We start from the raw sequence: 22276 nt of genomic DNA on the forward strand, positions 1-22276 counted from the left end.
CCGTTAGGTGCTTTTTGTGTTTCTTTCAGCTTTAGGTGGCTTAACTATCCCCTTCTGTTTTAAAACGTATTTAATTGCATTGATGTATGGGCGGTCATCCGTTTCATAATCAGTTTGATAGGTTTTTCTGAGCCCTCTAGCCAAGTCTGTATAGTATTTTTTAGCAACTGCTGTTTCACCGATAGATGCGATAAGGCTATCGATATGCTCACTTGCTGCAGATCTAAGCACTTCAGTATGCTCTGCAATAGCATCTTTACGATTTTGGGTATTGGTTACTTTTTGCTGTTTAGCCTGCGCAACAGCTTTAATGACAGCACCTTGGTTTTGGCCAAGGTCTTCTGCTTTACCCGCTATGTCTAAGAAACCAAACATAAGGTCTACCAAGATGGACTTATTTATGGGTAATTCTTGTGATGATGGAGTGAAGGGTGATTTGAAATTGGGGAGTGGTATATCTCTTGAGATAACGCTTTGTTTGATGAATTTTAAATCTTTAAGCACATCAGTCTCAACCTGCGAGTCAATCATATGTTGGTTAGCTTCTAGGGCTTCCATTATCAGGTTATCTTTTGATTCACCCTTTTTATTGCAGAGCTGATCAATGACATCTTCATAAGATTTTATTAGCCATGAAATTTGCAGCAGCTGTTTCGCTTCTATCTGCTCAATACTGTTCTGGATGATCTGTTTTTTGCTTGCTAACCTTTCTTTTCTAACCGCTAAATCTGCTAGCTCACAACCTTTGTTTTTAAAACTCATTTAAGCAACCGTCTAACCTTCAAAGGGTGCAGACTGTACAACCAGAACACGACAGACACAAACGAGAACAAATACATAAAATTCATGAATTTGTGTTTATTTTCAGATATATGACATAGCTCATATATCTCATATATCTCACAATTACCCCCTTCATTCACACTTCCGCGCTACAAAAATCAGGTATCTCTATAAATTTAAATGATATTGACCATTTATAAGAAGATGTTAATTATTTAGCATAAGCATATTAGAACTGAGTCATTGCTGGGATTTTATAAGGCTTAATCACAGATATTTATTGGTAGAAATAGTCAAAGTTGTGAACTAAATAACAATCGTATATTTCCATTGTGAGAATATTTGGTAGGCAATGAGTTTTCAGATCCATTTGCAACTAACCTAAGTGGAATCATCCTTCCATCATTACAATATATGATTAACCAAGGACTATTAAACATGCTGTTTTATGATATCAAATGCACCGCGTGTGATTATCAAAAATGTAGTGTGGAATTTTGGGGAGTAAAATCATATTTAACTGAAGCTGGTGATAAAATCGATCTCAAGGGGGTCATAGGTTGGTGTTTTGATTGTAACTCACTATCAATAATTGAAAGCCTTAATGATCGCGAGGCTATTGAAGCTAAGATAGCACTTCATTTAAAAACTAAGCCCAAAGGATTAAAGCACTTTTTACAGTCCTTGTTATCATCTAATTACAGATATGACTTAGCTAAGATAAATATGCTAGCAAAGCGATTGAACATCATTCAATTACGTAAAGGAAAAGAGCTCTGTTTAAAATGTGGGTGTCAAAATGTGCGTTACTTTACTCAAGATGAAGAGAAAGCAATGGCACAGGATGCTCAGATGATAACTGAACACCCTAATTGTATAAATAACGGCAAGTTATACTCTAAACGTGGTTTTTATATTAGCGTAGCAATAGCCCCACAATTTTATAACCTCAATGGTCAGCAAATTGAAGGTTCTAAATAAATAGGATATTTAAGCATCTTAACCTTACTGATGCCTTAAAGACTCTATCTTTTCATGCCATATAATCAAAGCTTCACGTTTTTCAGGTAGGTACTGACTTCTGTTGTATATTCCTGCCACACCCTGGATTGCATGACCTAATATTGCTTCAACAATATGAGGCGCAATACCTAAATCATTCATACCTGTCGCAACTGTTCGTCTTATATCGTGCAATCTCCACTTGTCGTTGTGATCAAGCTTTTTCCATATAGACCCACCCCATGCACTGACTGCAGCAGACTCTTTCAACTCACCTAACATGTACTCATTATCACTACTTGCCACCAGCGATTTCAAAAACTCGACCAGTTTAGGCGGAATAGGACGTTTTATATCACCTGTTAAGCCCTTTTCGATATCTTTAGCACTCGCTTTGTTATGCTCCGCAGGAACTGTCCAAACAAGATTGTCGAAATCCCATTCAGTAATTTTAGATAATCGAACCTCTTGAGAGCGGCAGCCAAAGCTAGTCAATAAAATAAGTAAATTACGGTAGTAAGGGAACATCTTTCCATCATCAATCCATTTAATTAATTGCTCAAATTCGTCCCAGTCACCATCTGCAATTAACCGCCTAGAGCGCTTAGCTTGTTTTGTCCCGCCAACACTATCCATATCTAATTCAAAAATATCACGGTGTACATCATAACCTTGCTTTAAGCAGAACTTTAGAGCTTGTTGGACATTCCGAAGAACATACGATGCTGCAACAGGATATTTATGAGCACGTTCCTCAAAACATGTTAGCCAATGAGATTTTGTTATATCCGCTATAGGTAGTTCACCCACATGGGGCAATATCCATACGGCAAACTGTTGCTCGTGTTTTTCAGCATTAACCCTCTTTCGACTTGCATACTTCTTTACCCAATGTGATAACGCATCTTTGACTGTAATTGGGTTAAAAGTATTTTCTCTATCCAACTTAAATTCATTCCTTGGATCAAGACCATTAGCAACCCAATTCCTACACTTATCACGCTCCAATCTTGCACTTTTTAAGCTCATAGACGGGTAAGCGCCTAAAGATAACCAGAATTGATTTTTAGCATTAGGTAATCGAAACCTAAACAACCAAGTGATACCGCCAACTTTACTTACTCTGGCACTTAAACCGAGCCCATCTGCAAAAGTTAATTGCCCTTCTTGAGGCTTATTCAGATATTTATACAGTTGTCGATCTGTTAGTTTGTTTTCAGCCATTGCAGTCCCCGAACATCGCAAGTTGCTACTCAACTTGCTACTCAATGAAGTGAGCATAACCTAAAACAAGCTAAAACCAAAGAGAACAAACATAAAACTTAAATCAATTAAAACATAAAGATACAGTACAAATAAGAACAAACAAAAAAACACCAAAAACATAAATTAATTAATACAGAATGAACTAAGAAGTAATTCTTAATTTGTTGTATTAAAACGGGTTTCTCAGCGATGAGAAACCCGTTTTTGTTAATATGTACCCCCATATGTACCCCCGTTGTTTTGTAGGCTAAAGCTCATAACCTTCTTTTCATACTCAATACAGTATTTTTAACATAGCCTCTCAACCAGCTAATTAAGTTCATTCCACCTTCGATCCCCGAAAATTTTATTTTCTAATTTCCTTAGATAAAAATACCAGCTCAATACAAATGGAAATCAGGAAATACCAATGAAACAAGTAGATTTAAGCATCACGGATATTTTTTCAGCAGATAATTTGAAACTTGACAGATTTGTCAAAGAAAAGGAAAGACTGCTAATAACGAAGGTTAGCAGACCCCAAGCCTTCCAACTGGAAAGAAATGGCGAATTCCCTCTACGTAGACGTATCTCAAACCGTTCTGTCGCATGGTTATTATCAGAATTACTAGAGTGGGTGAACTCACGCAGCACAGTTATCAGTGAAACAGAAAAAGGAGCATTGCAATGACTTCTACACTCAAGTTAAAAGGGACGGTTCAAGTAGATTTTCAACCTCTGATAACAATCAAGCAAATGAGTAAAAAGCTAGATATAAGTCGAAGCACACTTTATCGAAGAGTGAAGGCTGGTTTAGTAATCGCACCAGTAAAGAGAAACAACCGAACTATTGGTTGGGATCCAGAGTTAATACAAGCATACACCACAACCTAATGATTTAAGCTGGTGGCCATAGATCATGGCCACTTGCTCTCCCCCTATACCTAGAATAATCTTACAAAATCGATTCAAAACGCTTCAGTGCCCAAAAATTTTATTTCCACTTTTAAATTAAACACAATCATTACTTCAGCCCTATAGGCCAATTGAAAACGAGGTAATACAAATGAAAACAAGTCTATTCAGCCCCCCTGCCCACGATGACTCTCAAGATCCAATAATCAAAGAGCAACTACGCCAATTTATAACCGCAGTCAGCAGATCTCATGCCTTTCAACTTGAGCGCCGATCGCTATTTCCAAAACATATAAAATTTGGCGATAACTCCATAGGATGGAAATTGAACGAAATACTTGCGTGGGTTCACTCTCGTCCAACAGTAAAATTTAACCAAGGTGAGGCTGATGATGGGGCAGCATAATCATAAGAGCGGAGCCAATAAAGAAACCAGACTTTGCCAACAGGTAGCTTCAAGCCACCAGCCAGAAGCTGTATTAAACAGTTCACAAATAGCGAAACGACTTGGAAGAAGCACAAAAACTATTGGCGCTTGGCTAAGATCGCCAAACAATAATCTCAAAGCATTCAAGTGTGAAAATGAATGGCATGTTTATCAATCAGATTTTCAAAGTTGGGAACAATCGTCACACTAACCTAAATAAGCACGCCTCAGGATAAGCTTACACATATGGGCATTAAGTTGCCCATATTTATATTATTAGTGACACAAGTTGGGCTGTTCTATCCACTTTTAACACCAATAAAATCGATAAAAGCCACCTCGAACGCTCTTTTAATCAAGCGTTTAAGAATAGGTGGTTATAATTTTTTAACTAGGTTTTTAAATATTATTATGATGCTTTGCTTTAATGAAAGATTATTTACCAATAAGATCTTTAACTATTCAGCTTCTCTTCCACAAACTAAAGATGTTTGCCTAGGTGGCCGTGGGTGGAAAGTAATGCTCTTTGATAAGGGGATTAATTTAAACTTATTGAAGAAAGTCTATAACTGTTTTACTGGTTACCTTTCTAGACATTCAAAAGTACTCGCTATTCGCTTCGATATATCTCTAATAGACTCACCGAACAACAATAAAAAAGTAAGTAAAATTATGAGTAATATTAAGCAAAAACTAAACAAACATTATGGTTCTAAAATATCTTATGGCTGGGTTAGAGAACAAAATACTAATGCCGACAAATGTCATTATCATTGTTTTGTTCTATTAAATGGTCATAAAGCAAACACCTCTCATTGTACGTTCAAGTATGCACATCAAACGATAAAACTGTTCATTGATGTTAATATTCATTTTCCAGAATATTGCTACTACATGACGTTTCGTGGCAATTTTCGTAGCCAACAAGCCGCAATATATCGACTTAGCTACCTTGCTAAAAATGCTTCAAAAGAAACTATTCCATCACATACTAAAGGCTACTTTTTCAGTCGACCAAACGAAAACAAATTAAACCTATTTTCAAACTTATAAACCAAATATTTATATTTCTGTATTTTAAGGACAAAAAACGTTAAGCATTTGTTAACCGTCTTTAGTTTTGAGAGCTTTCAGAATAAATTGTGATCACGACGAAGTTAACCCTGTGTAATGACATAAATAAAAACAACTTAAAACCAATAACTTAATTAAATAAGTTAGTATTAAGTAGTACGATGATCACAATTAACTGTCATCTGAGAAAGTAATAGTGATCACAATTAACTATTAGGAATTAAATATGATCACTATTTTATTATAGCTGCCATGAAGGGTTTTCTCTGCTTTCAAAAAGGAGTTGAAGAAATATAATTACAACCAATTACAAGTATGTATCAATAGAGTACCAGTAAATCAACGGTCTTGGGTAAACGGAGCCGTCGAGTTGCTCAGGGTTGTACGTTTCTTTTAACTCATTCGCTTTACCAGCAGCATCGCCACTAAACATTTCATAAGCCCTATTTCTGAATTTACCCTTTCATTTCTGCGCAATCGACATCATCAATGCCATACCCTGTAGTGGATCAGTAAATTTGGCCACATAGTCAGAACTCTAGAAATAAGGAAAGGTAAGTCTAATCGCATGTCTTGAAATTAGCCTCAATCCTGCTCTAGCTTGTTTTGGGGCAAAAACGTGCTAGCCCTCTAACCCGTTTCTGGACAAAAGTTAGTTAGAACAACGACTCTAAAGGTTGCGAGCAGAATTTGTAAAAATATTGCAGCTCAATGGACTACTTAATAGTCTAAGAAACAAGAAACTTACTAGCAACCATCAGCAAAACTAACACCTTATCCATTTCTTCTTGGCCAGAGGAGAACGCTTAATCTGATTCTTCCTAGCTAATTCATTAATTGCTTTTGTAAACTCAGATTTAGATAATCCAAGTTGTTTCTGAAAGTTAGGGTCTAGTGGATGAGCTGACTTTAGGGCTTTAAGTATAATTTGTTCAGAGGTAGTCGCTTTCAGTTCAGAAGGTTCAACAATAGGTACAACATTATGCTCTCTGGTTCTAATACTTTGGTAAGCAGCACCTAATTGACCACACTGAAACTCAAATGCCGATATTAAACTTTCATCATTACTAAATAGCTCAAAATGAGTCGAGCCTAATTGCTTTTTATCCAATGCTAAGAGAACCCTCGAAAGGTAAGCAATAATGTAGAAGTCAGCTTGATTTTGTCCATTCGGATAATCGTTTAAGAATAAATAAAGAGATTTCTCGCAAACTAACTTAGCAGCATCTGATTTAGAAAAAACAAATACTTTATCAACAACGGATGCTGCAATTTTATCAAGCTCTTTCAACCCAACATTCTCAGCATCGACAAAAATCATTTTCATAGTTATCCAAGCTCCATTTGTTTAACGACGAGCAATAAGATTGCATATTTTACAGATGATTTCACATAAATTTTCGCACAGAAATCGTCAAAGAAATTGGCCAGATTAACTTAACCCACTACGGATAGAGCCAAACTGCATGGCTGATAATTTGAGCTGGATAGCAATAACCTACATAGATGTAAGAAGTTTTCATCGCCTGATTATCGCATGGCTGGTGGAGATGTCACTAAGTTGACTGTACCTATAGGAATACGCATTTTCTATACATGTTGATACTATCGACACAATCACCCATTTATCGCAATATATGTCGATTAAATTCAGTTTTATAAACATGTTTGCTTTACATGTCGATTGAATCGACATAAGCTCACTGAACTATCTATTTATGTCGATATAAGAAGGTTTTTTAAACATGAAATGGCAAGCTGACCAAGCATACAACCATTTGCCGCCCTTACCGCTAGACACTGAGCTAGGGGAAATGGCTGAAACCTTACCCATACTTAAAGCCTGTATTCCAGCCCGTGCCGCCCTTGCTGAATTAAAGCAAGCGGGTGAACTTCTGCCAAATCAAGGTTTGCTCATCAACTTACTGCCGCTACTTGAAGCGCAAGGCAGCAGCGAGATTGAAAACATTGTCACCACTACCGACAAGCTATTTCAGTACGCCCAAGAGGACAGCCAAGCTGACCCTATGACTAAAGAGGCACTACGTTATCGCACCGCCCTTTACCAAGGCTTCACTGAACTAACCAGCAGACCATTGTGTATTACCACCGCACTAGAAATTTGTAGCACCATCAAATCTGTACAAATGAATATACGTAAAGTGCCTGGTACTAGCTTAACCAACCAAGCTACGGGACAAGTTATCTATACCCCACCAGCAGGCGAGACAGTTATTCGAGATCTACTTAGTAACTGGGAGGCCTTTTTACACAATCAAGATGATATAGACCCACTGATTAAAATGGCGATGACCCATTACCAGTTTGAAGCTATTCATCCTTTTATTGATGGTAATGGCCGTACTGGACGTGTACTCAATATTCTTTATCTTATTGACCAACAGTTGCTTAGTGCGCCTATCCTGTACCTAAGCCGTTATATCGTCGCTAACAAGCAAGATTATTACCGCTTACTGCTTAACGTGACCACTAAGCAAGATTGGCAAGCATGGATTATCTTTATGCTTAATGCTGTTGAACAAACTGCCAAGTGGACCACCCATAAGATAGCCGCAGCCCGTGAGCTTATCGAGCATACCACTGAATATGTGCGTCAGCAGTTACCTAAAATTTATAGCCATGAGCTAGTACAAGTGATTTTTGAGCAGCCTTATTGCCGCATTCAAAATCTGGTAGAAAACGGCTTAGCAAAACGTCAAACTGCCTCAGTCTACTTAAAACAGCTATGTGATATTGGTGTGTTACAAGAGGTGCAATCAGGGAAAGAGAAGCTATTTGTTCACCCTAAATTTGTTGACCTGATGACCCAAGACAGTAATCAATTCAGCCCGTACTTTACCAATGAAAACTAAAACCCAATGGCAAACAAACGACTAAAACAATGAATTTGAAATGTGCAGGTAAGCTAACCTGCACTAACAATTTTACCGAATAAGAATGAGGATACTGTCAACTTATCTGAAATCGACAACTGAAGCTGTAAATTTTAGCCTTAAGCTAATTTCTGTACACAACTAACCTGCACCCATTGAGAAAAGAGCTATCACGTAGAGTTCGATAATGCTTAGCTTGTAGTAGATGACGGCCAAAGCTGAACAGATTGTTTACCACACCATTACAACTAAGAAACCGTTGAGCTTGGTCTTGAGATTTAAAGTTACGCATTTGCCTTTCCTGCTGTCGCGTCGGTTGGTGTGATTACTCACATCGATTATTCTCATATAGAGCTGCAGAGTGTTTAACACTTGGGATTAATTCTTTTCTTGCTGCAAGCAATTTCTAAGCTGACAGTGTGGCAGTGAACACCAATCTAAATCCGCGCTAAATTAATTAAACTTTCTAAGCTGCCTGTGCGGCAGTGAACCCCGCTAACTTTCTCACATCATCATTAGATTTCTAAGCTGCCTGTGCGGCAGTGAACAACCGCAATCGCTCAACTTTCAAAACGTGAATTTTCTAAGCTGCCTGTGCGGCAGTGAACGTTCATGTTTTAGTCCTTTTTATAAACCTCTATTTCTAAGCTGCCTGTGCGGCAGTGAACGTTTATGGACTGAGTTAAACAATCAAGTAATCTTTCTAAGCTGCCTGTGCGGCAGTGAACAACTCGTGAAGTTGGTCTGGCGCATAGTTAAGTTTCTAAGCTGCCTGTGCGGCAGTGAACTCTATTTTGAATCAAAACGTGTTATCTAAATGTTTCTAAGCTGCCTGTGCGGCAGTGAACGATCTCCCATTTCAAAACTTAGTGATTTAATTTTTCTAAGCTGCCTGTGCGGCAGTGAACCTGTAATGTCTGACTTTGAATTTAAGCCGTGTTTTCTAAGCTGCCTGTGCGGCAGTGAACTTTCATTAACAGCTTCGCGGATTACCGCTGCTTTTCTAAGCTGCCTGTGCGGCAGTGAACAACCAGTTTCAGAATCAGTTTTACATACAATATTTCTAAGCTGCCTGTGCGGCAGTGAACTGCTGGCGTGATTCATCTAAAGCGGCTTGCTTTTTCTAAGCTGCCTGTGCGGCAGTGAACCTTGGTGGCTTGGTATCTGTGAGCATCTAGTTTTTCTAAGCTGCCTGTGCGGCAGTGAACTGTGAAGCTAATGAGTTCGAAATACACGGTGATTTCTAAGCTGCCTGTGCGGCAGTGAACAGGCTGACGAAAGTCGGCGACTTCGGCCTCGGTTTCTAAGCTGCCTGTGCGGCAGTGAACGAACGTGACAACAATATCCGCCGCGCGCTTGATTTCTAAGCTGCCTGTGCGGCAGTGAACAAAGAGGTGACGCGACACTGACTGATGCTGACTTTCTAAGCTGCCTGTGCGGCAGTGAACTCTTCAAATAATCGTTGTGAGAAAACCACAACTTTCTAAGCTGCCTGTGCGGCAGTGAACGACTCGGTTTAATTGCAATTACTACAGGGTCATTTCTAAGCTGCCTGTGCGGCAGTGAACGAATTTTAAAACTGAGAGTTGACCAACTTGAATTTCTAAGCTGCCTGTGCGGCAGTGAACCCTCATCAACACATGAGTCTTCATTATCAAGATTTCTAAGCTGCCTGTGCGGCAGTGAACTGAGTCTTTGCCGTCTGGGGCATCACTCGCACTTTCTAAGCTGCCTGTGCGGCAGTGAACGAACGTTGTTCGATATTGCTGAATCATTTGGTTTTCTAAGCTGCCTGTGCGGCAGTGAACGTTAGACCACTATTAGCGGTTAATGGTGGTAATTTCTAAGCTGCCTGTGCGGCAGTGAACCGCACAGCTAACACGCGAAAAATACGATGATTTTTCTAAGCTGCCTGTGCGGCAGTGAACTATATGACAAGGCAGATGAGCAGGGGTTAGTATTTCTAAGCTGCCTGTGCGGCAGTGAACAACTCGTGATACATACGCAGGTTCCAGTTTATTTTCTAAGCTGCCTGTGCGGCAGTGAACAATAGATAAGATTCTGAAATTTTAACCTTAGATTTCTAAGCTGCCTGTGCGGCAGTGAACGTCTTGAATGAGGCGCATATCATTTTGCATTATTTCTAAGCTGCCTGTGCGGCAGTGAACGCATATTGTCAGTGGCAGTAGAGAACTCGTAATTTCTAAGCTGCCTGTGCGGCAGTGAACATGCCATAAGCGTAAAAATTCATGGCCCTGCTTTTCTAAGCTGCCTGTGCGGCAGTGAACTCGAACAAGTTATGTTCTTTCACCCCGTGATTTTTCTAAGCTGCCTGTGCGGCAGTGAACGGCACCACCAAAAGCGGTTAGCAATGATGCAATTTCTAAGCTGCCTGTGCGGCAGTGAACTAATGGATAAAGACACAGTTAAGGCCGTTGGCTTTCTAAGCTGCCTGTGCGGCAGTGAACCTCATGTTGGCCGCTGGTACAACAACGCTTATATTTCTAAGCTGCCTGTGCGGCAGTGAACGTTTTGTTGGTGTCTCTACGACTTCGCTGCCTTTTCTAAGCTGCCTGTGCGGCAGTGAACAGTCATTGAGTAAAGCAGCGTTTGAAGTGTCGTTTCTAAGCTGCCTGTGCGGCAGTGAACAAATAGCAGATAACCGAGGCTTTGAATTTGCATTTCTAAGCTGCCTGTGCGGCAGTGAACTACACGCGATACATACACAGGTTCTAGTTTATTTTCTAAGCTGCCTGTGCGGCAGTGAACAGATACGATTTGTATTCCAGCACGTACTTCACTTTCTAAGCTGCCTGTGCGGCAGTGAACCAATCTGTCAGCGAGTCTATGGGACGATGGTTTTTCTAAGCTGCCTGTGCGGCAGTGAACAACCAAACGGGTAGTAATTCGCTTATCTGCTTTTTCTAAGCTGCCTGTGCGGCAGTGAACGGTTCGATATCATCTACAAGTCATAATTTCTATTTCTAAGCTGCCTGTGCGGCAGTGAACATCTGCAAGTTGCGCTAGAAAAGGTCATTGTATTTCTAAGCTGCCTGTGCGGCAGTGAACACCAAGGGCGGTTAGTTCACTTTCTGTCAGTTTTTCTAAGCTGCCTGTGCGGCAGTGAACCATAACGGGTATCGCAACAATGCGTATGAAGTTTTCTAAGCTGCCTGTGCGGCAGTGAACAGCTATTCGCGTGTTAAAACAACGTTTAGCGATTTCTAAGCTGCCTGTGCGGCAGTGAACCCGTGCTTACCGCTGGCAAAAAATGCCTAAATTTTCTAAGCTGCCTGTGCGGCAGTGAACATTAATTAATAGATCGTTGTAAGTGTCTGGCATTTCTAAGCTGCCTGTGCGGCAGTGAACTTTGCCCGTTGTTTTTGCATTGCCTTTTGAATTTTCTAAGCTGCCTGTGCGGCAGTGAACTCGCTCCACTGCTCTGGCGTGATTAACTGCGATTTCTAAGCTGCCTGTGCGGCAGTGAACAATAGATTACTTAAATAAAAGTAAGTTACAACAGGCAATAAGGTGAAATTGATCAATTTTACCTTATAAAAACACCTTGATGTAACTTACTGTTTTACAATTGAAATTTTAAAGAGCATTAAAACATGGTTTTATTGAGTTAGGTTTTCCTTTAAAACAACGGTACTGCTGCTTGGGCATTTTCATTGCGCCTACTCAAGCCATGACAAGTGAATAAGCTTGAGTTATCACTTGGTATTGCCACTTTTTGACATTCAATAAACAATAAGAACTTTCTTCGTTCTGCTGCACTTAACAACTTGTCTGTCGATAAACTTGATAAGTTAATGAATGGCAATGTAGATTGCTTCTCTAGATTATCTATAGAGACTAATAGGCGCTTTTTCACCTCCGCCACATCGTAGCCATTTTTTGTGGCTATTGCGGATGCTCTTACATCCACATTATTACGAAGCTTGCTGGGAGATTTAAAGTTCTTACGCTTAAAATAAGCATACTCACTCACCTTACTAGGCACGGTTTTTATCGCTTTGAGATGGACATAATCGTCAAACCTTACCAACCACTCAGCAATGTTTAAATCAATAAGTTGCTGTTCCGTTTCCGCTAATAACCTTAGTTTGTTACCTAACGGAAAAAGCTTACTGCCGTAATCAGGAAATGATAAACCGATGACTGAATCTTGCTCATTGACCTTATTGTCCACCAGCAAAATATGAATTTGTTGATAGATTTTATGCCAAAGGAAACCAAGATTGGTTTCAACGTCTGGCAATAAGGTAATATCGAGATAATATTTCATTCTCGCTCCTATTTATCACTTTCGCCAAATACGCCACCACGCACTAATACAGCCATAACGTAATGTTGATCTTCGATACGGCTCAACTGGCCTCCGCGAGCCCAATTGTCAAAGAAAGTGTAAAAATCTTGCTTAGCTACTGGAGTTCGAAAAGCTTTACCAAGGTTTGTTACTGCGCCGTATGGTTCCACAGCTATTGGCCCCGCACTGCTACCACTGTCAAATTCTGGGTACCAAGTATCAATAGTACGTAATGCATTACCAATTTTTTGTGAGTGCATCGCTGCAATATCATTCACTGAATAGAGAATTTTACCTTTCGTGCCCTTGCCTTTATCCAACACTAATTCTTCACTTGGATAAATATCTTGCGCCTTACCGACTTGTACAAAACAGTTAATATCTAGCATTAAAAAGTCATCTTCACTGGCAAGAGCCTCTGCAATACGTACAGTTAATTCATCCACTGCCGAACTAGAATCATTAAAGTGGCGCGTACTAAATTCAGTGGCATCAAATATCCAACTTTGCTGAGCATTTTTGTTTAATGCAGAAACTTGTACTTCGATATTCTCAGCCCCCACACGGTTACGCCATAGAAAACGGGCGTTAGCAATGTTTAACGCATACCGACGAGCGAGCTCAGTACAACCTTCGCTACCAAGATAGTCATTTACTGCCGCACTGTAACTTTCTTTAAACAAGCTATTGTTGCAAGCCGAAGGGTTTGCTAGCCCACCTAATATTTTCAAGGTGAAGTGCAATTTTAGCGTATCTTGATCGGGCGCTAATGCACAGGCATCGACGCGTTGTAAGTTGGCCTTTTCCACTTCTGCGTTTAACTTCACTGGATCTTTTTGCACAGCAGGTTTTAAGCGATTCGAAATTGTGCCGCGCACTGATTTTTCGATTAGCATTAATGGCGTTACTGTACTTCGGTCTTCCCAGCTTGTGCCATACATATAACCATCAGATGGGACGAGTTTCTTTTCAAATGCGAGTACCGATGCAATATTTTCTTTTTTAGCCATGATAAATTTTCCTTATTAATAAAAGTCAGACCAATCGTCCGTTGAAGCTAATTTTTGTTGAGTATGAGTTTGTTGGCATAGATATAAGTTACTTTCAGGCACAACGGCGTAATGCCACATAATTTCATTAAGTGAATGAATACGATATGGCATTTTAAATTCACCTAACGTAACCATACTTTCGGCAAATCGATGTGGCGTTTCTGGATCGCGCTGATTTTTAGCCTCACCTAACTCAGTGATACCATGAAACCCTGTAGCGATGGGAACAATCCAACCTGCTGGCTTATCTTGGTAAGTTTTTCGCTTAGCTTGCCAAGTCACGTTACCCTCATCATCTTTTGTACAACTTTGATGAATAACTAAATAATCTAACAGCGCATCCATAGCATCTTGCCCATCGTCCATAGCTGCAATCATAAGATCACGTCTTTCCACCAAGACATAACCTGGCATCAATTTACGTGTTAGCATGGCTATATCTGATGCTTCACCGTCTTCCACCCGTTGAATATACGGCTCATGGAATCCCTTGATATCACCACTAGCCATTTTCATATGTCCCTGCAGATGATGAGTAACCCTTGCTAATACAGCCACTTCATCGCTTTTCGTTAGCCCATTAAGCTCCACCAGCAAAGTAACATCCAAATGACAACGTGCTTCTTCAATAAATGCACTGCGTGAACCGTTTTTGTCCAACGGGTTACCTGTACCGATAATTGAAGAAACATAATCACCGACACCTTTGTGAGTTTGCAGTGCACATTGATGACTAACAACGCCAGTCGCAATAAACGATAAATCAGTAAAACCGTCATGGTTTAACTTACGTTGCAATGCATGTGTTGCACCTAACCAAGCCGTCATTGCTGGGAAACCTATGGTAAAAGGGCTAGATAATGCATTGGCATTGTGCACTTTAATGTGTGGCAATATTAATAAGGTTTTGATTTCACCGCTCATCGTAGCGCCTCCTTATGCTCAGTGAACATTTTCAAAATGTGTAGTCGTTCTTCCTCACCCAAAGTCACAGCCTGCTTACCCATAACGGTTTTATATGTACTTGCAAACCAACTTGATATCTCTTCGATTAATGCATCTAACCAATCATCCGTGTTTTCACGTTCTTCGGTGAACTCATGATGTAACCATATTTTTTGAACGCGGCTAAGTTGCGATGACTCTCTGTTATATTGCATTGCAGAGACGCTGCGAATTGCCCACATTTTGGCAATGATCCTGTCCATGATTTCGTGAATACGTATATCGCGACTATTGCGTAATTGTTTATTATTTTTGTAATCAATTTTTAAAATACGCTGCAGTGCTTGAAACACATCCTTGTATTCATAAGGTCGAAATGACTCGGTAAAAAAATCACTTCTAGGAAAGTGAATATTACGTTTTTCTATTTGCGGTGGGAGTGATGACAACAAATGTGCTTTGCCACCATTTTGGTTATTCAGTACGCTGATATTTTGTGGTTTAGTCCCGCCGTAACCAATGGTAGTTAAACCGTATACCTCAACAAACCCCTGCTCACTATATTCATTCTTTTTCTTTAAATCTCTTAGCGATTTAACTTCTTCACCAAAGCGTATTTGGTCTATACGTTTGCGCAGCTGATATAACATGCCAGAATTGGTTAATATGGACAGTTGGTGATAATCATCGCCAACGGGAAAATACACTTGCTTGATTTTAGAGCTGGTGATATTTTCATTGTCACTTTCCGCCATTGCGATAAAGCCTGCTTTTAACTCCGAATAAGTAACCTCTTTTAGCATCAATAACTGTGTAGCTATTTCTGAATCGTTTTGTATATGCGTGAGCAGTTGCTGACCATCCGTCATTTCTAAGGTTAAAAACTTATACACATCAAGTGCCGCAGCGTTACCCAATGCATCGGTGTCAACAACGACATTACCGCTCCGTAAAAAGCCATCTGACGCGCGCTTGGCCTTAGCTATAACCGAACTAACGTAGCCATTTTTATTTTTTCGAGCACTCGGATGACTAAACGTACAAGGGTGCGTTGCCATTGATATCTGACCCGCTCTTTTCGCCGCACTTGGGAGCCAAGTTGATAGTGAAAATGCTGCCTCACATTGTTGCTGTGCCTCTCTAATTTGAGCTTCATCCATCGAAGCTTTTAGATTTTTCTTTAACCACGCTTCTTTTCGTTCTTCAAAGAAGTGGGTTATTGCAGGATCTAACATTGCACTCTCCCTATTTTGACTAATCCAAATTGATCACTGTATTCGTATTTATCATTATCTCTGGCAGCAAAACTTAACTCGCCATAACGCAGTGATACTTGCCGTCTTGTTGATAGTTCATCTTCGTCAATATATTTATCCAAGGCATCAACATAATCACGTAATAGCCATAAGCTATTGCGTTCATTATTCGATAAGCTCACAGGTACTATTTGTAATATGTTTTCGATATTGATTAAATCACCATAAATATCGGTTACTCGTATACCTTGCTCGTCTTTTTGGGTGAAATAGCAGTCTTCATCATCACTATTTACCACTAAATATATTTTGTTACTGGGCTCACTTTGCCTAAACTCGTGCAGCAGTTGAGGCAATGCGGTTAAAAACCACGTTGAATCGAGGTAACCTTGCAGAGCTTGTGGACCGAGTTGAGTATATTGGGTAAGCAATGTGCTAATAGCACGATGCTCAATACCTGCTAAATGCTGGCCATGTGATTTATCTAATGGAGTGATCCGAGGTATGGCGTTAATCCCTTTTTCAAGCGAAGGTAAATTAATTAATTTATTCAAATCATGTGTTGGCATCGGCTTAGCTTCGTAACCCGGTCGAGTGAAATAAACGCCACCTTTTTTATCGTCTTCTTTATATGCTTTGTAGTTATATTGCATTAAGCCAATATTGGGCTGTTCCACCTCACCTTCACGATGACGACGAACACGCCCAGCCAATTGCACAATAGAGCGATAAGATGACGGTTCGACCACTGCCCAATCAAAATCATGATCGCGCCCTACTTCCTCGACAGGCGTAGCAACCAAAATGAAAATAATCTTCTTGGCACTGCTATTATCAAGGTGATCACGAATAATGGCATTGCTAAACGCTTTCGGCGCTTCGCCTGCCTTTTCTTTTCGTTTTAACACTTGGTCAAGATGCTGCTCTTGCTCATGACGTAATAACAACACCTGTTGGCTATGATATGCCATGGCTTTGACTTCGGTACCCGCTGGAAATTCTGCTTTCAACAAATAACGCGTTAGTTCAACACAAGGGGATATGTTGGCCACCCGTACAACGCCAAATGACACTTGTATGTCCGTCAACTCGTCAATCGTATGGTGATGTTGATGTTTGACTAATACTGCGTCTTTAATATGTTGAAAGTATGCCTCTTGCTTGCTTGTTTCATCTTCCGATTTAGTTGCTACCATACTTGTTGCACAAGTCACAATATGGCCTTTGCGTTTCGCAGACTGACTGGCTAGGAGCTTAATTCGTTTATCAATAAAGCCATCATGCAATGATCTATATTGCGTAATGGCATTATTACTATCGTTCGAATTGACGGTTTCTACCTCAGTGTAAGACTCGTCAATCCAAGCGCAGCCTATAATAGGCTGTGACTCGGTGCGCGATTTACAATATAATTGCCAGCCTTTTTTGTAGGCATTAAAATAACCTTCCGCCAAACTTGGCGGGATAGTCGCAGAAGAGATCATCACCTTACGCCCTAACATACCCGCAAGGTGAATAAGTCGTCCGATAGCAATAAGATCGGAACCAGTAAAATCATCAATTTCATCAATAACCAAATCTGATGACATCAAGCGTAATGAAGGTAAAATATAACGACCACCTCGCTTGGTTTCTGTTGCCGCCATGATGTGGTCAATCGTGCACGCTAACACTGGGGCATAAAGAAACTGCTTGTCTTTATGCTTAGTTAATACCGTAGTTAAACCCGCTTCTGGGATATCACAGTCATAATCAATAAACTCATCCAGTAACGACTCTGCCGATTCTGAGCCCACGGCTTCCGCTGTTAATTCTTCCTCTTCTGCTGCCCGTTTATTGTGTAAATCGGCCACCACTTTAGAACCAATCAATACCGCCAGCTGGCTTTTATCCAAGCCGATTCGCTGTCGATATTCGTCACCAGTTTGCAGCGTTAATGTGCGTAACCCCAGCGCCAGAATATAGCGTAAACTTTTTTGATCACTCGACAATGCTCGCATTACTTTGGCATTGGCAAAGGTTTTACCACAGCCCGTACTCGCCATGTTGACCGCAAAAAAACCAAACGATTGCTTGGACTGTTGCTGTTGCCAAGTGGTAATGCTGTCAACTGCTTTATCTTGCCAACGAAATGCTTTAGGACTTGGCTTTCTTAGCGCTTGAATGTCTTGAGCCAATGGCGGTTCTGATTCAAAGGCAGGTAATAGATGTGCAGTATCCAGTGCCACTTTAGCTACGCCCACCAAATGCTCATCTAATTTCTGCTTAAATTGATTGGTGTCTCGGTCAGTATTGGCAAACAACCCCGTGCTATCTTGCCACCCCTTGGCGGCACCTTGTGATGAATAATTATGGTCGCCTAACATTAAACACAAACGAGCATGATGTAATACCAAACGATAACTGCCGTCGGCTATAGCCTCTTTAACCAATGGCGCTTGATATTGTAATTGGGTCGCCCAACGTCTGACGGATTTATGCCATGGTTTAGACTCGGTTAATAAACCCTTAGGAAATTCAAAACATTGTTTAACTCGGGATTGATACTCAACTTCATCTTGGCGATTTTCATAGCCCCATTCTTTACTTATTTCACTCAACAAATCATCTATTTGTGTAAAATATTCTCCATTGTATTTATTTCTTACTTCTTTTTTATTCCAAGAGTACAAAGGTAATCGATGGTGGGACACGATCAACCAAGCAATAAGTTTCGCTTCATTAGGCAACCCTTTCAGCGGGTTACCTATATTTACTCCCGCAACAGCTTTAATTCGCTGTTCATCTAACTCGCCCGTAATAAACACCTTGAGCCAATCTTTATTGTCGGCCTCACTCGATTTCACCAACGCATTGAGCAATAGGCAAGATATCCATTCATGTCTGATCGGATCGCCTTTGAATTTACTTCTGCTATATGGACTGAGTTTATTTTGGAACAGTAAAGATGCCTTGCCCCAATCATGTAACAGCGCCGCAAGCCCCGTGAGAGATTTTATTAATGGCAGATATTTCCAATCATTTTCAATTTCCATGTTTAACAAATTACGCTTGGTTCTATTCACTGGCACTACGCCCTCACAATTAAATTTACTTTTATTCCCCACTACCCATAAAAATTGACTGCGTGAACGGCTCCTGATCCAATGGCAACTTACTGCTGTGCTTCGGCTGGCGGTTTTACGGAGCAATTTCTTAACGCTAAGCAAGCCATCTTCAGTGATCAAGGTTTGCCAAGTGTTATCGCCAATGCGATTAGCAAAGGCATCAAGCACACGGCGAGTTTTCTTTAAGGCATTTTTCTCGCACTGGCTAACAAAGGTGACCATCATAGGTTTTGTGCCTCTATTTGGTCTTTTGAATAATCTTGTAAGGCAACTTGTTTAACGGTATCAAACATAAAATCCAATACTTTGTTATCAGTAAAAGCTTGCAATACCTGCTGGCGAAATTCTTGTTCGGTGGCATTTTCTTTGGCGCAAACAAATGCCCATGGCAATACGATGGCATCTTTGATTAAATCGGCGACATCAAATACCAATGCACCGCGGCGAGTTTTACCATGCATGACAGCAAAGCCATGGGGGATGCCCAACACCCATAAACAACTGGCTGCTAGTCCATAGGCTAAATAGTTTCCGTGATTTAAAAAGTCATTGGCTTTATCTTGAGACTGATGCTGACGAGTAAAATTGGTTAACTGGGTTTTATTAGCAGCGTATTTGTAAAGTGTTTTAGTCAGTTGTGCTTCGGTCAGTAATAAATCAGATTGTTTTAATGCTTGTGATGTTCTGGTATGAAATGTGTTTAACGCATTTAGTATGGCATGGTCGCTAACATTAAAGCCTTCTTGCTTTAAATCACGATTGCGTTGCCACACTTGCTGTAAGAATTGAATTCTTGACTGCTGAAATTGCTTTGCGGCTATAAGACGCTTGTTATCATCAAACCAAAACTGCATCCAACCCTGTAAATATTCTGTTGGTCGATACTCGCTTTGGGGTGTAAACCATTCAACGTCACACGCCATATGTAAAGGCGTGCCACCGCCACCAGCAAAACCAACCAACACTCCTGCTTGAGAAAGCATCCGCATTGCTGCTTGGGTAATTGAAGTGCCGTTGCCTAACAAAAGCACTGTGGTGTTCGCTATGGGGATATTAAAATACTGGTTTTCAGCATGATGTTTACCCGAGAAGGCTTCGGTTAAGTAAAGCACTCGACCATCTTTTTGCATGACTCGACAGTATTCGAGGTAATACATGTTAGCGCGTTTAGAGTGGAGAATCGCTTTTAAAGCTGAAGGGGAAAGATCATCCATGTGCATCTCCAGAGCTTGTTATCAAATTGCTTTTTATTTATTCAACAAAAAGCTGTAATGCTAGCCAATTATGGTTCAAATCCTTGAACCATCCGCTTAACAACCTACCTGATTATACGAAGCAATAGAAACATTAATCATTACAAGATCATAAAGATACAATATGTTACTTTTAATTTTTTAACATGGGTAACATCAATAGACTGCATTTACTAATATGAACACCAACTAATTTGAGCTTTTATAATTCAGCTATTCACACTTTTATGCGCGTAAAAATATAATTGATATTCGATTCTATGTCGGGCTACTCAACCACATGCTTGGCGTTAGCTATAAAAACTGAAGCTACATTACTTATTAATGGCGTGATACACGAGCCCAACTAGAGTTTATTGTTGCTGATGATGAAGGAGGCATATTAAGATTAAGCTAACGGGGACCCAAGGCTTACCAGCTATTAGCATGCTAACTTAATCGTCCCGCTTTATTACGCAGAATTCTCAATAAACAATTACTTAGTGCGAAAAAATTTGACTGTGAAATATACAATTAAACAAAACCTTAGCCAACAGTAAACATGGTGCCGCCCAAATTTTTATGCTCTATTTGTGCAATAGTACAACGTTATCAGCAGGATTAACGTGCAGATCTAACCACTCACACCACATATTCAATGCAACCAACTTTTCAGGTAAATATTGGCTACGATTATAAACAGCCATAACCCCACCGAGTGAATGCCCAAGAAGCTGCTCAACCACATAGGGGGCTATACCCAAATCATTGAGCTTAGTGGTGAAGGTTCTCCTCAAATCATGCAGCGACCATGGCTCTTTGTGCTTTAAACGTTTATGGATTGAACAACCAGAACCGCTAACCGTTTCACATGACTTCAATTCACCAAGTAAATAACCTGTTTTTCCATGCCGCTTATAGAGAAATTCTATGATGGGCTTAACTTTTGTGGGTATGGGGCGAATGATGATGGTATCTGTCTTGCTATGGGCTTTCGGCACAGTCCAAAGTCCAAGCTCTAAATCCCACTCATCAAAGGTTGATAGCCTAAGTTCCTGCGTTCTAGCACCAAAGATAATTAGCAGCTGACATAAGTAACGCTGGTAGAAATTGCCTTGTCTTTGCTGTATTGAACTCAATAAGTCAAACAGCTCAACGTCAGTTAGCACTCTATCTTTTGGCTTTTGTTTTTTACCTACATCAGATGCAATTAAGTCATCGAGTTCACGACTTATGGCGTAGCGCCTTACACGACAAAATCTTAGTGCTTGTTTACAATTTTGTAGTATCTGTCCTGATGCTACAGGAGCAGCCCTTTGTTTACCTTTAATTCCTCTGCGTATGCGGTCAAAGCATTCAATCCAATGCCTCGTTTCTGTCTGCTCAAGTGGGAAATGTCCAATGTATGGATAAATATGCCGTTTAAATTGAGCCATAGTTTTATCGGCATTCACACGGTGCTCAGCTGCATAATTTTCCAACCAATACTCTAATGCTTGCTGAACCGTAACTGGGGCTAAAGTTTTTTCCCTCCCCATACTGCGCTTTATTTTAGGGTCATGCCCTTCGGCGAGCCATGTACGGCAATCCTCAGCTGCATCCCTTGCGGCTCTTAAAGATAAATCAGGATAACAACCTAAGTCCATGCGCCTATTTTTACCATTAATTTTATAACGGTATTGAAAACGAACCTTACCGAGTGTCGATATTCGAACACCCAGCCCTTTGCCATCTGATTTTTCCAATGTTTTCGGTTGAGCTTTACCATTTAAAGCACGTAATGAAGTTTCATATAACATAGTATTTCAGGCTTAATTCGAGTGAAGATACGGCCAATTCCATGTACCCCCATATGTACCCCCATATGTACCCCCATATGTACCCCCATCTAACCATAGAAACCAAAACAAGCCAAGACCAATGAATACAATATAAAGCATTAACCCTTGATAAATAACAACAATTAATTACATTGCAACACCTACCAATACCAATAAAAACACCTAAACGTAATCTACGGCATGAACTAAGA

At 40.3% G+C, this 22276-nt stretch carries 18 protein-coding genes, 1 pseudogene and 1 CRISPR repeat array; of the genes and pseudogenes, 7 read left to right on the plus strand and 12 right to left on the minus strand.

Going from position 1 to position 22276, the window contains the following annotated elements; all coding sequences use genetic code 11:
* Nucleotides 1-3 precede the first annotated feature (3 nt).
* Nucleotides 4-762 carry a hypothetical protein gene (locus L2737_RS19685; protein WP_248956855.1) on the minus strand — a complete coding sequence of 253 codons (759 nt, stop codon included), beginning with the start codon at nt 760-762 and terminating at the stop codon, nt 4-6.
* Between the two features lie 459 nt (nt 763-1221).
* On the opposite strand from L2737_RS19685, the gene L2737_RS19690 reads away from it, so the two are divergent.
* Nucleotides 1222-1764 (plus strand): hypothetical protein, encoded by a 543-nt coding sequence (locus L2737_RS19690; RefSeq protein WP_248956856.1) that lies wholly within the window; start codon nt 1222-1224, stop codon nt 1762-1764.
* A gap of 24 nt (nt 1765-1788) precedes the next feature.
* On the opposite strand, the gene L2737_RS19695 is transcribed toward L2737_RS19690, so the two are convergent.
* Nucleotides 1789-3009, minus strand: coding sequence for a tyrosine-type recombinase/integrase (locus tag L2737_RS19695; protein ID WP_248956857.1), 1221 nt, complete (start codon nt 3007-3009; stop codon nt 1789-1791).
* A gap of 451 nt (nt 3010-3460) precedes the next feature.
* On the opposite strand from L2737_RS19695, the gene L2737_RS19700 reads away from it, so the two are divergent.
* From L2737_RS19700 to L2737_RS19720, 5 genes are all read left to right on the plus strand, one after another.
* Nucleotides 3461-3721: a helix-turn-helix transcriptional regulator gene (locus L2737_RS19700; protein WP_248956858.1), complete on the plus strand. Its 261-nt coding sequence runs from the start codon at nt 3461-3463 to the stop codon at nt 3719-3721.
* Entirely contained in the window at nt 3718-3924 is a 207-nt protein-coding gene (locus L2737_RS19705; protein WP_248956859.1) for a helix-turn-helix transcriptional regulator, read from the plus strand. Before L2737_RS19700 ends, L2737_RS19705 begins: the two co-directional genes overlap by 4 nt.
* A gap of 172 nt (nt 3925-4096) precedes the next feature.
* Complete coding sequence (locus L2737_RS19710) at nt 4097-4351, plus strand: helix-turn-helix transcriptional regulator (RefSeq protein ID WP_248956860.1); 255 nt, start codon at nt 4097-4099, stop codon at nt 4349-4351.
* Nucleotides 4335-4583, plus strand: coding sequence for a helix-turn-helix domain-containing protein (locus tag L2737_RS19715; protein ID WP_248956861.1), 249 nt, complete (start codon nt 4335-4337; stop codon nt 4581-4583). The genes L2737_RS19710 and L2737_RS19715 overlap by 17 nt, the downstream gene beginning before the upstream one ends.
* A gap of 35 nt (nt 4584-4618) precedes the next feature.
* Nucleotides 4619-5425 carry a YagK/YfjJ domain-containing protein gene (locus L2737_RS19720; protein ID WP_248956862.1) on the plus strand — a complete coding sequence of 269 codons (807 nt, stop codon included), beginning with the start codon at nt 4619-4621 and terminating at the stop codon, nt 5423-5425.
* Between the two features lie 328 nt (nt 5426-5753).
* Here L2737_RS19720 and L2737_RS22400 read toward each other — a convergent pair whose 3' ends face one another.
* Complete coding sequence (locus tag L2737_RS22400) at nt 5754-5879, minus strand: hypothetical protein (RefSeq protein ID WP_283108419.1); 126 nt, start codon at nt 5877-5879, stop codon at nt 5754-5756.
* 333 nt (nt 5880-6212) lie between these two features.
* Entirely contained in the window at nt 6213-6773 is a 561-nt protein-coding gene (locus L2737_RS19725) for a hypothetical protein (RefSeq protein WP_248956863.1), read from the minus strand.
* Between the two features lie 418 nt (nt 6774-7191).
* On the opposite strand from L2737_RS19725, the gene fic reads away from it, so the two are divergent.
* Nucleotides 7192-8319 (plus strand): protein adenylyltransferase Fic, encoded by a 1128-nt coding sequence (gene fic / locus L2737_RS19730; protein ID WP_248956864.1) that lies wholly within the window; start codon nt 7192-7194, stop codon nt 8317-8319.
* Nucleotides 8320-8459: 140 nt separating this feature from the next.
* On the opposite strand, the pseudogene L2737_RS22560 reads toward fic, so the two are convergent.
* The 8 genes and pseudogenes from L2737_RS22560 to L2737_RS19765 form a co-directional block, all read right to left on the minus strand.
* Nucleotides 8460-8737 (minus strand): annotated as a pseudogene (locus L2737_RS22560) (DDE-type integrase/transposase/recombinase); the annotation flags it as partial.
* A gap of 6 nt (nt 8738-8743) precedes the next feature.
* Nucleotides 8744-11829: a CRISPR direct-repeat array (repeat unit 28 nt; unit sequence TTTCTAAGCTGCCTGTGCGGCAGTGAAC).
* 151 nt (nt 11830-11980) lie between these two features.
* On the minus strand, nt 11981-12631 hold the full coding sequence (gene cas6f / locus L2737_RS19735) for a type I-F CRISPR-associated endoribonuclease Cas6/Csy4 (protein ID WP_248956865.1): 651 nt from the start codon (nt 12629-12631) through the stop codon (nt 11981-11983).
* Between the two features lie 8 nt (nt 12632-12639).
* Nucleotides 12640-13662, minus strand: a complete 1023-nt coding sequence (gene csy3 / locus L2737_RS19740) for a type I-F CRISPR-associated protein Csy3 (RefSeq protein ID WP_248956866.1) — start codon at nt 13660-13662, stop codon at nt 12640-12642.
* A gap of 15 nt (nt 13663-13677) precedes the next feature.
* The gene (csy2, locus tag L2737_RS19745; protein ID WP_248956867.1) at nt 13678-14628 is read right to left on the minus strand and encodes a type I-F CRISPR-associated protein Csy2; all 951 of its coding nucleotides are present in this window, start codon (nt 14626-14628) and stop codon (nt 13678-13680) included.
* Complete coding sequence (gene csy1, locus L2737_RS19750) at nt 14625-15884, minus strand: type I-F CRISPR-associated protein Csy1 (protein WP_248956868.1); 1260 nt, start codon at nt 15882-15884, stop codon at nt 14625-14627. Before csy1 ends, csy2 begins: the two co-directional genes overlap by 4 nt.
* Nucleotides 15878-19237, minus strand: a complete 3360-nt coding sequence (cas3f, locus tag L2737_RS19755) for a type I-F CRISPR-associated helicase Cas3f (RefSeq protein WP_248956869.1) — start codon at nt 19235-19237, stop codon at nt 15878-15880. The genes csy1 and cas3f overlap by 7 nt, the downstream gene beginning before the upstream one ends.
* Nucleotides 19234-20226, minus strand: coding sequence for a type I-F CRISPR-associated endonuclease Cas1f (gene cas1f, locus L2737_RS19760; protein WP_248956870.1), 993 nt, complete (start codon nt 20224-20226; stop codon nt 19234-19236). The genes cas3f and cas1f overlap by 4 nt, the downstream gene beginning before the upstream one ends.
* Before the next feature lie 605 nt (nt 20227-20831).
* Nucleotides 20832-22043 carry a tyrosine-type recombinase/integrase gene (locus L2737_RS19765; protein ID WP_248956871.1) on the minus strand — a complete coding sequence of 404 codons (1212 nt, stop codon included), beginning with the start codon at nt 22041-22043 and terminating at the stop codon, nt 20832-20834.
* Nucleotides 22044-22276 lie beyond the last annotated feature (233 nt).

It is taken from the genome of Shewanella electrodiphila, from assembly GCF_023283985.1.
GTDB classification, from domain to species: Bacteria; Pseudomonadota; Gammaproteobacteria; order Enterobacterales; family Shewanellaceae; genus Shewanella; species Shewanella electrodiphila.

What these genes read in the sequence shown, in the direction of transcription:
- L2737_RS19685 (WP_248956855.1), bottom strand. Translation starts at nt 762, where the DNA reads ATGAGTTTTAAAAACAAAGGTTGTGAGCTAGCAGATTTAGCGGTTAGA.
- L2737_RS19690 (WP_248956856.1), top strand. Translation starts at nt 1,222, where the DNA reads ATGCTGTTTTATGATATCAAATGCACCGCGTGTGATTATCAAAAATGT.
- L2737_RS19695 (WP_248956857.1), bottom strand. Translation starts at nt 3,009, where the DNA reads ATGGCTGAAAACAAACTAACAGATCGACAACTGTATAAATATCTGAAT.
- L2737_RS19700 (WP_248956858.1), top strand. Translation starts at nt 3,461, where the DNA reads ATGAAACAAGTAGATTTAAGCATCACGGATATTTTTTCAGCAGATAAT.
- L2737_RS19705 (WP_248956859.1), top strand. Translation starts at nt 3,718, where the DNA reads ATGACTTCTACACTCAAGTTAAAAGGGACGGTTCAAGTAGATTTTCAA.
- L2737_RS19710 (WP_248956860.1), top strand. Translation starts at nt 4,097, where the DNA reads ATGAAAACAAGTCTATTCAGCCCCCCTGCCCACGATGACTCTCAAGAT.
- L2737_RS19715 (WP_248956861.1), top strand. Translation starts at nt 4,335, where the DNA reads ATGATGGGGCAGCATAATCATAAGAGCGGAGCCAATAAAGAAACCAGA.
- L2737_RS19720 (WP_248956862.1), top strand. Translation starts at nt 4,619, where the DNA reads ATGGGCATTAAGTTGCCCATATTTATATTATTAGTGACACAAGTTGGG.
- L2737_RS22400 (WP_283108419.1), bottom strand. Translation starts at nt 5,879, where the DNA reads ATGTTTAGTGGCGATGCTGCTGGTAAAGCGAATGAGTTAAAAGAAACG.
- L2737_RS19725 (WP_248956863.1), bottom strand. Translation starts at nt 6,773, where the DNA reads ATGAAAATGATTTTTGTCGATGCTGAGAATGTTGGGTTGAAAGAGCTT.
- fic (WP_248956864.1), top strand. Translation starts at nt 7,192, where the DNA reads ATGAAATGGCAAGCTGACCAAGCATACAACCATTTGCCGCCCTTACCG.
- cas6f (WP_248956865.1), bottom strand. Translation starts at nt 12,631, where the DNA reads ATGAAATATTATCTCGATATTACCTTATTGCCAGACGTTGAAACCAAT.
- csy3 (WP_248956866.1), bottom strand. Translation starts at nt 13,662, where the DNA reads ATGGCTAAAAAAGAAAATATTGCATCGGTACTCGCATTTGAAAAGAAA.
- csy2 (WP_248956867.1), bottom strand. Translation starts at nt 14,628, where the DNA reads ATGAGCGGTGAAATCAAAACCTTATTAATATTGCCACACATTAAAGTG.
- csy1 (WP_248956868.1), bottom strand. Translation starts at nt 15,884, where the DNA reads ATGTTAGATCCTGCAATAACCCACTTCTTTGAAGAACGAAAAGAAGCG.
- cas3f (WP_248956869.1), bottom strand. Translation starts at nt 19,237, where the DNA reads ATGATGGTCACCTTTGTTAGCCAGTGCGAGAAAAATGCCTTAAAGAAA.
- cas1f (WP_248956870.1), bottom strand. Translation starts at nt 20,226, where the DNA reads ATGGATGATCTTTCCCCTTCAGCTTTAAAAGCGATTCTCCACTCTAAA.
- L2737_RS19765 (WP_248956871.1), bottom strand. Translation starts at nt 22,043, where the DNA reads ATGTTATATGAAACTTCATTACGTGCTTTAAATGGTAAAGCTCAACCG.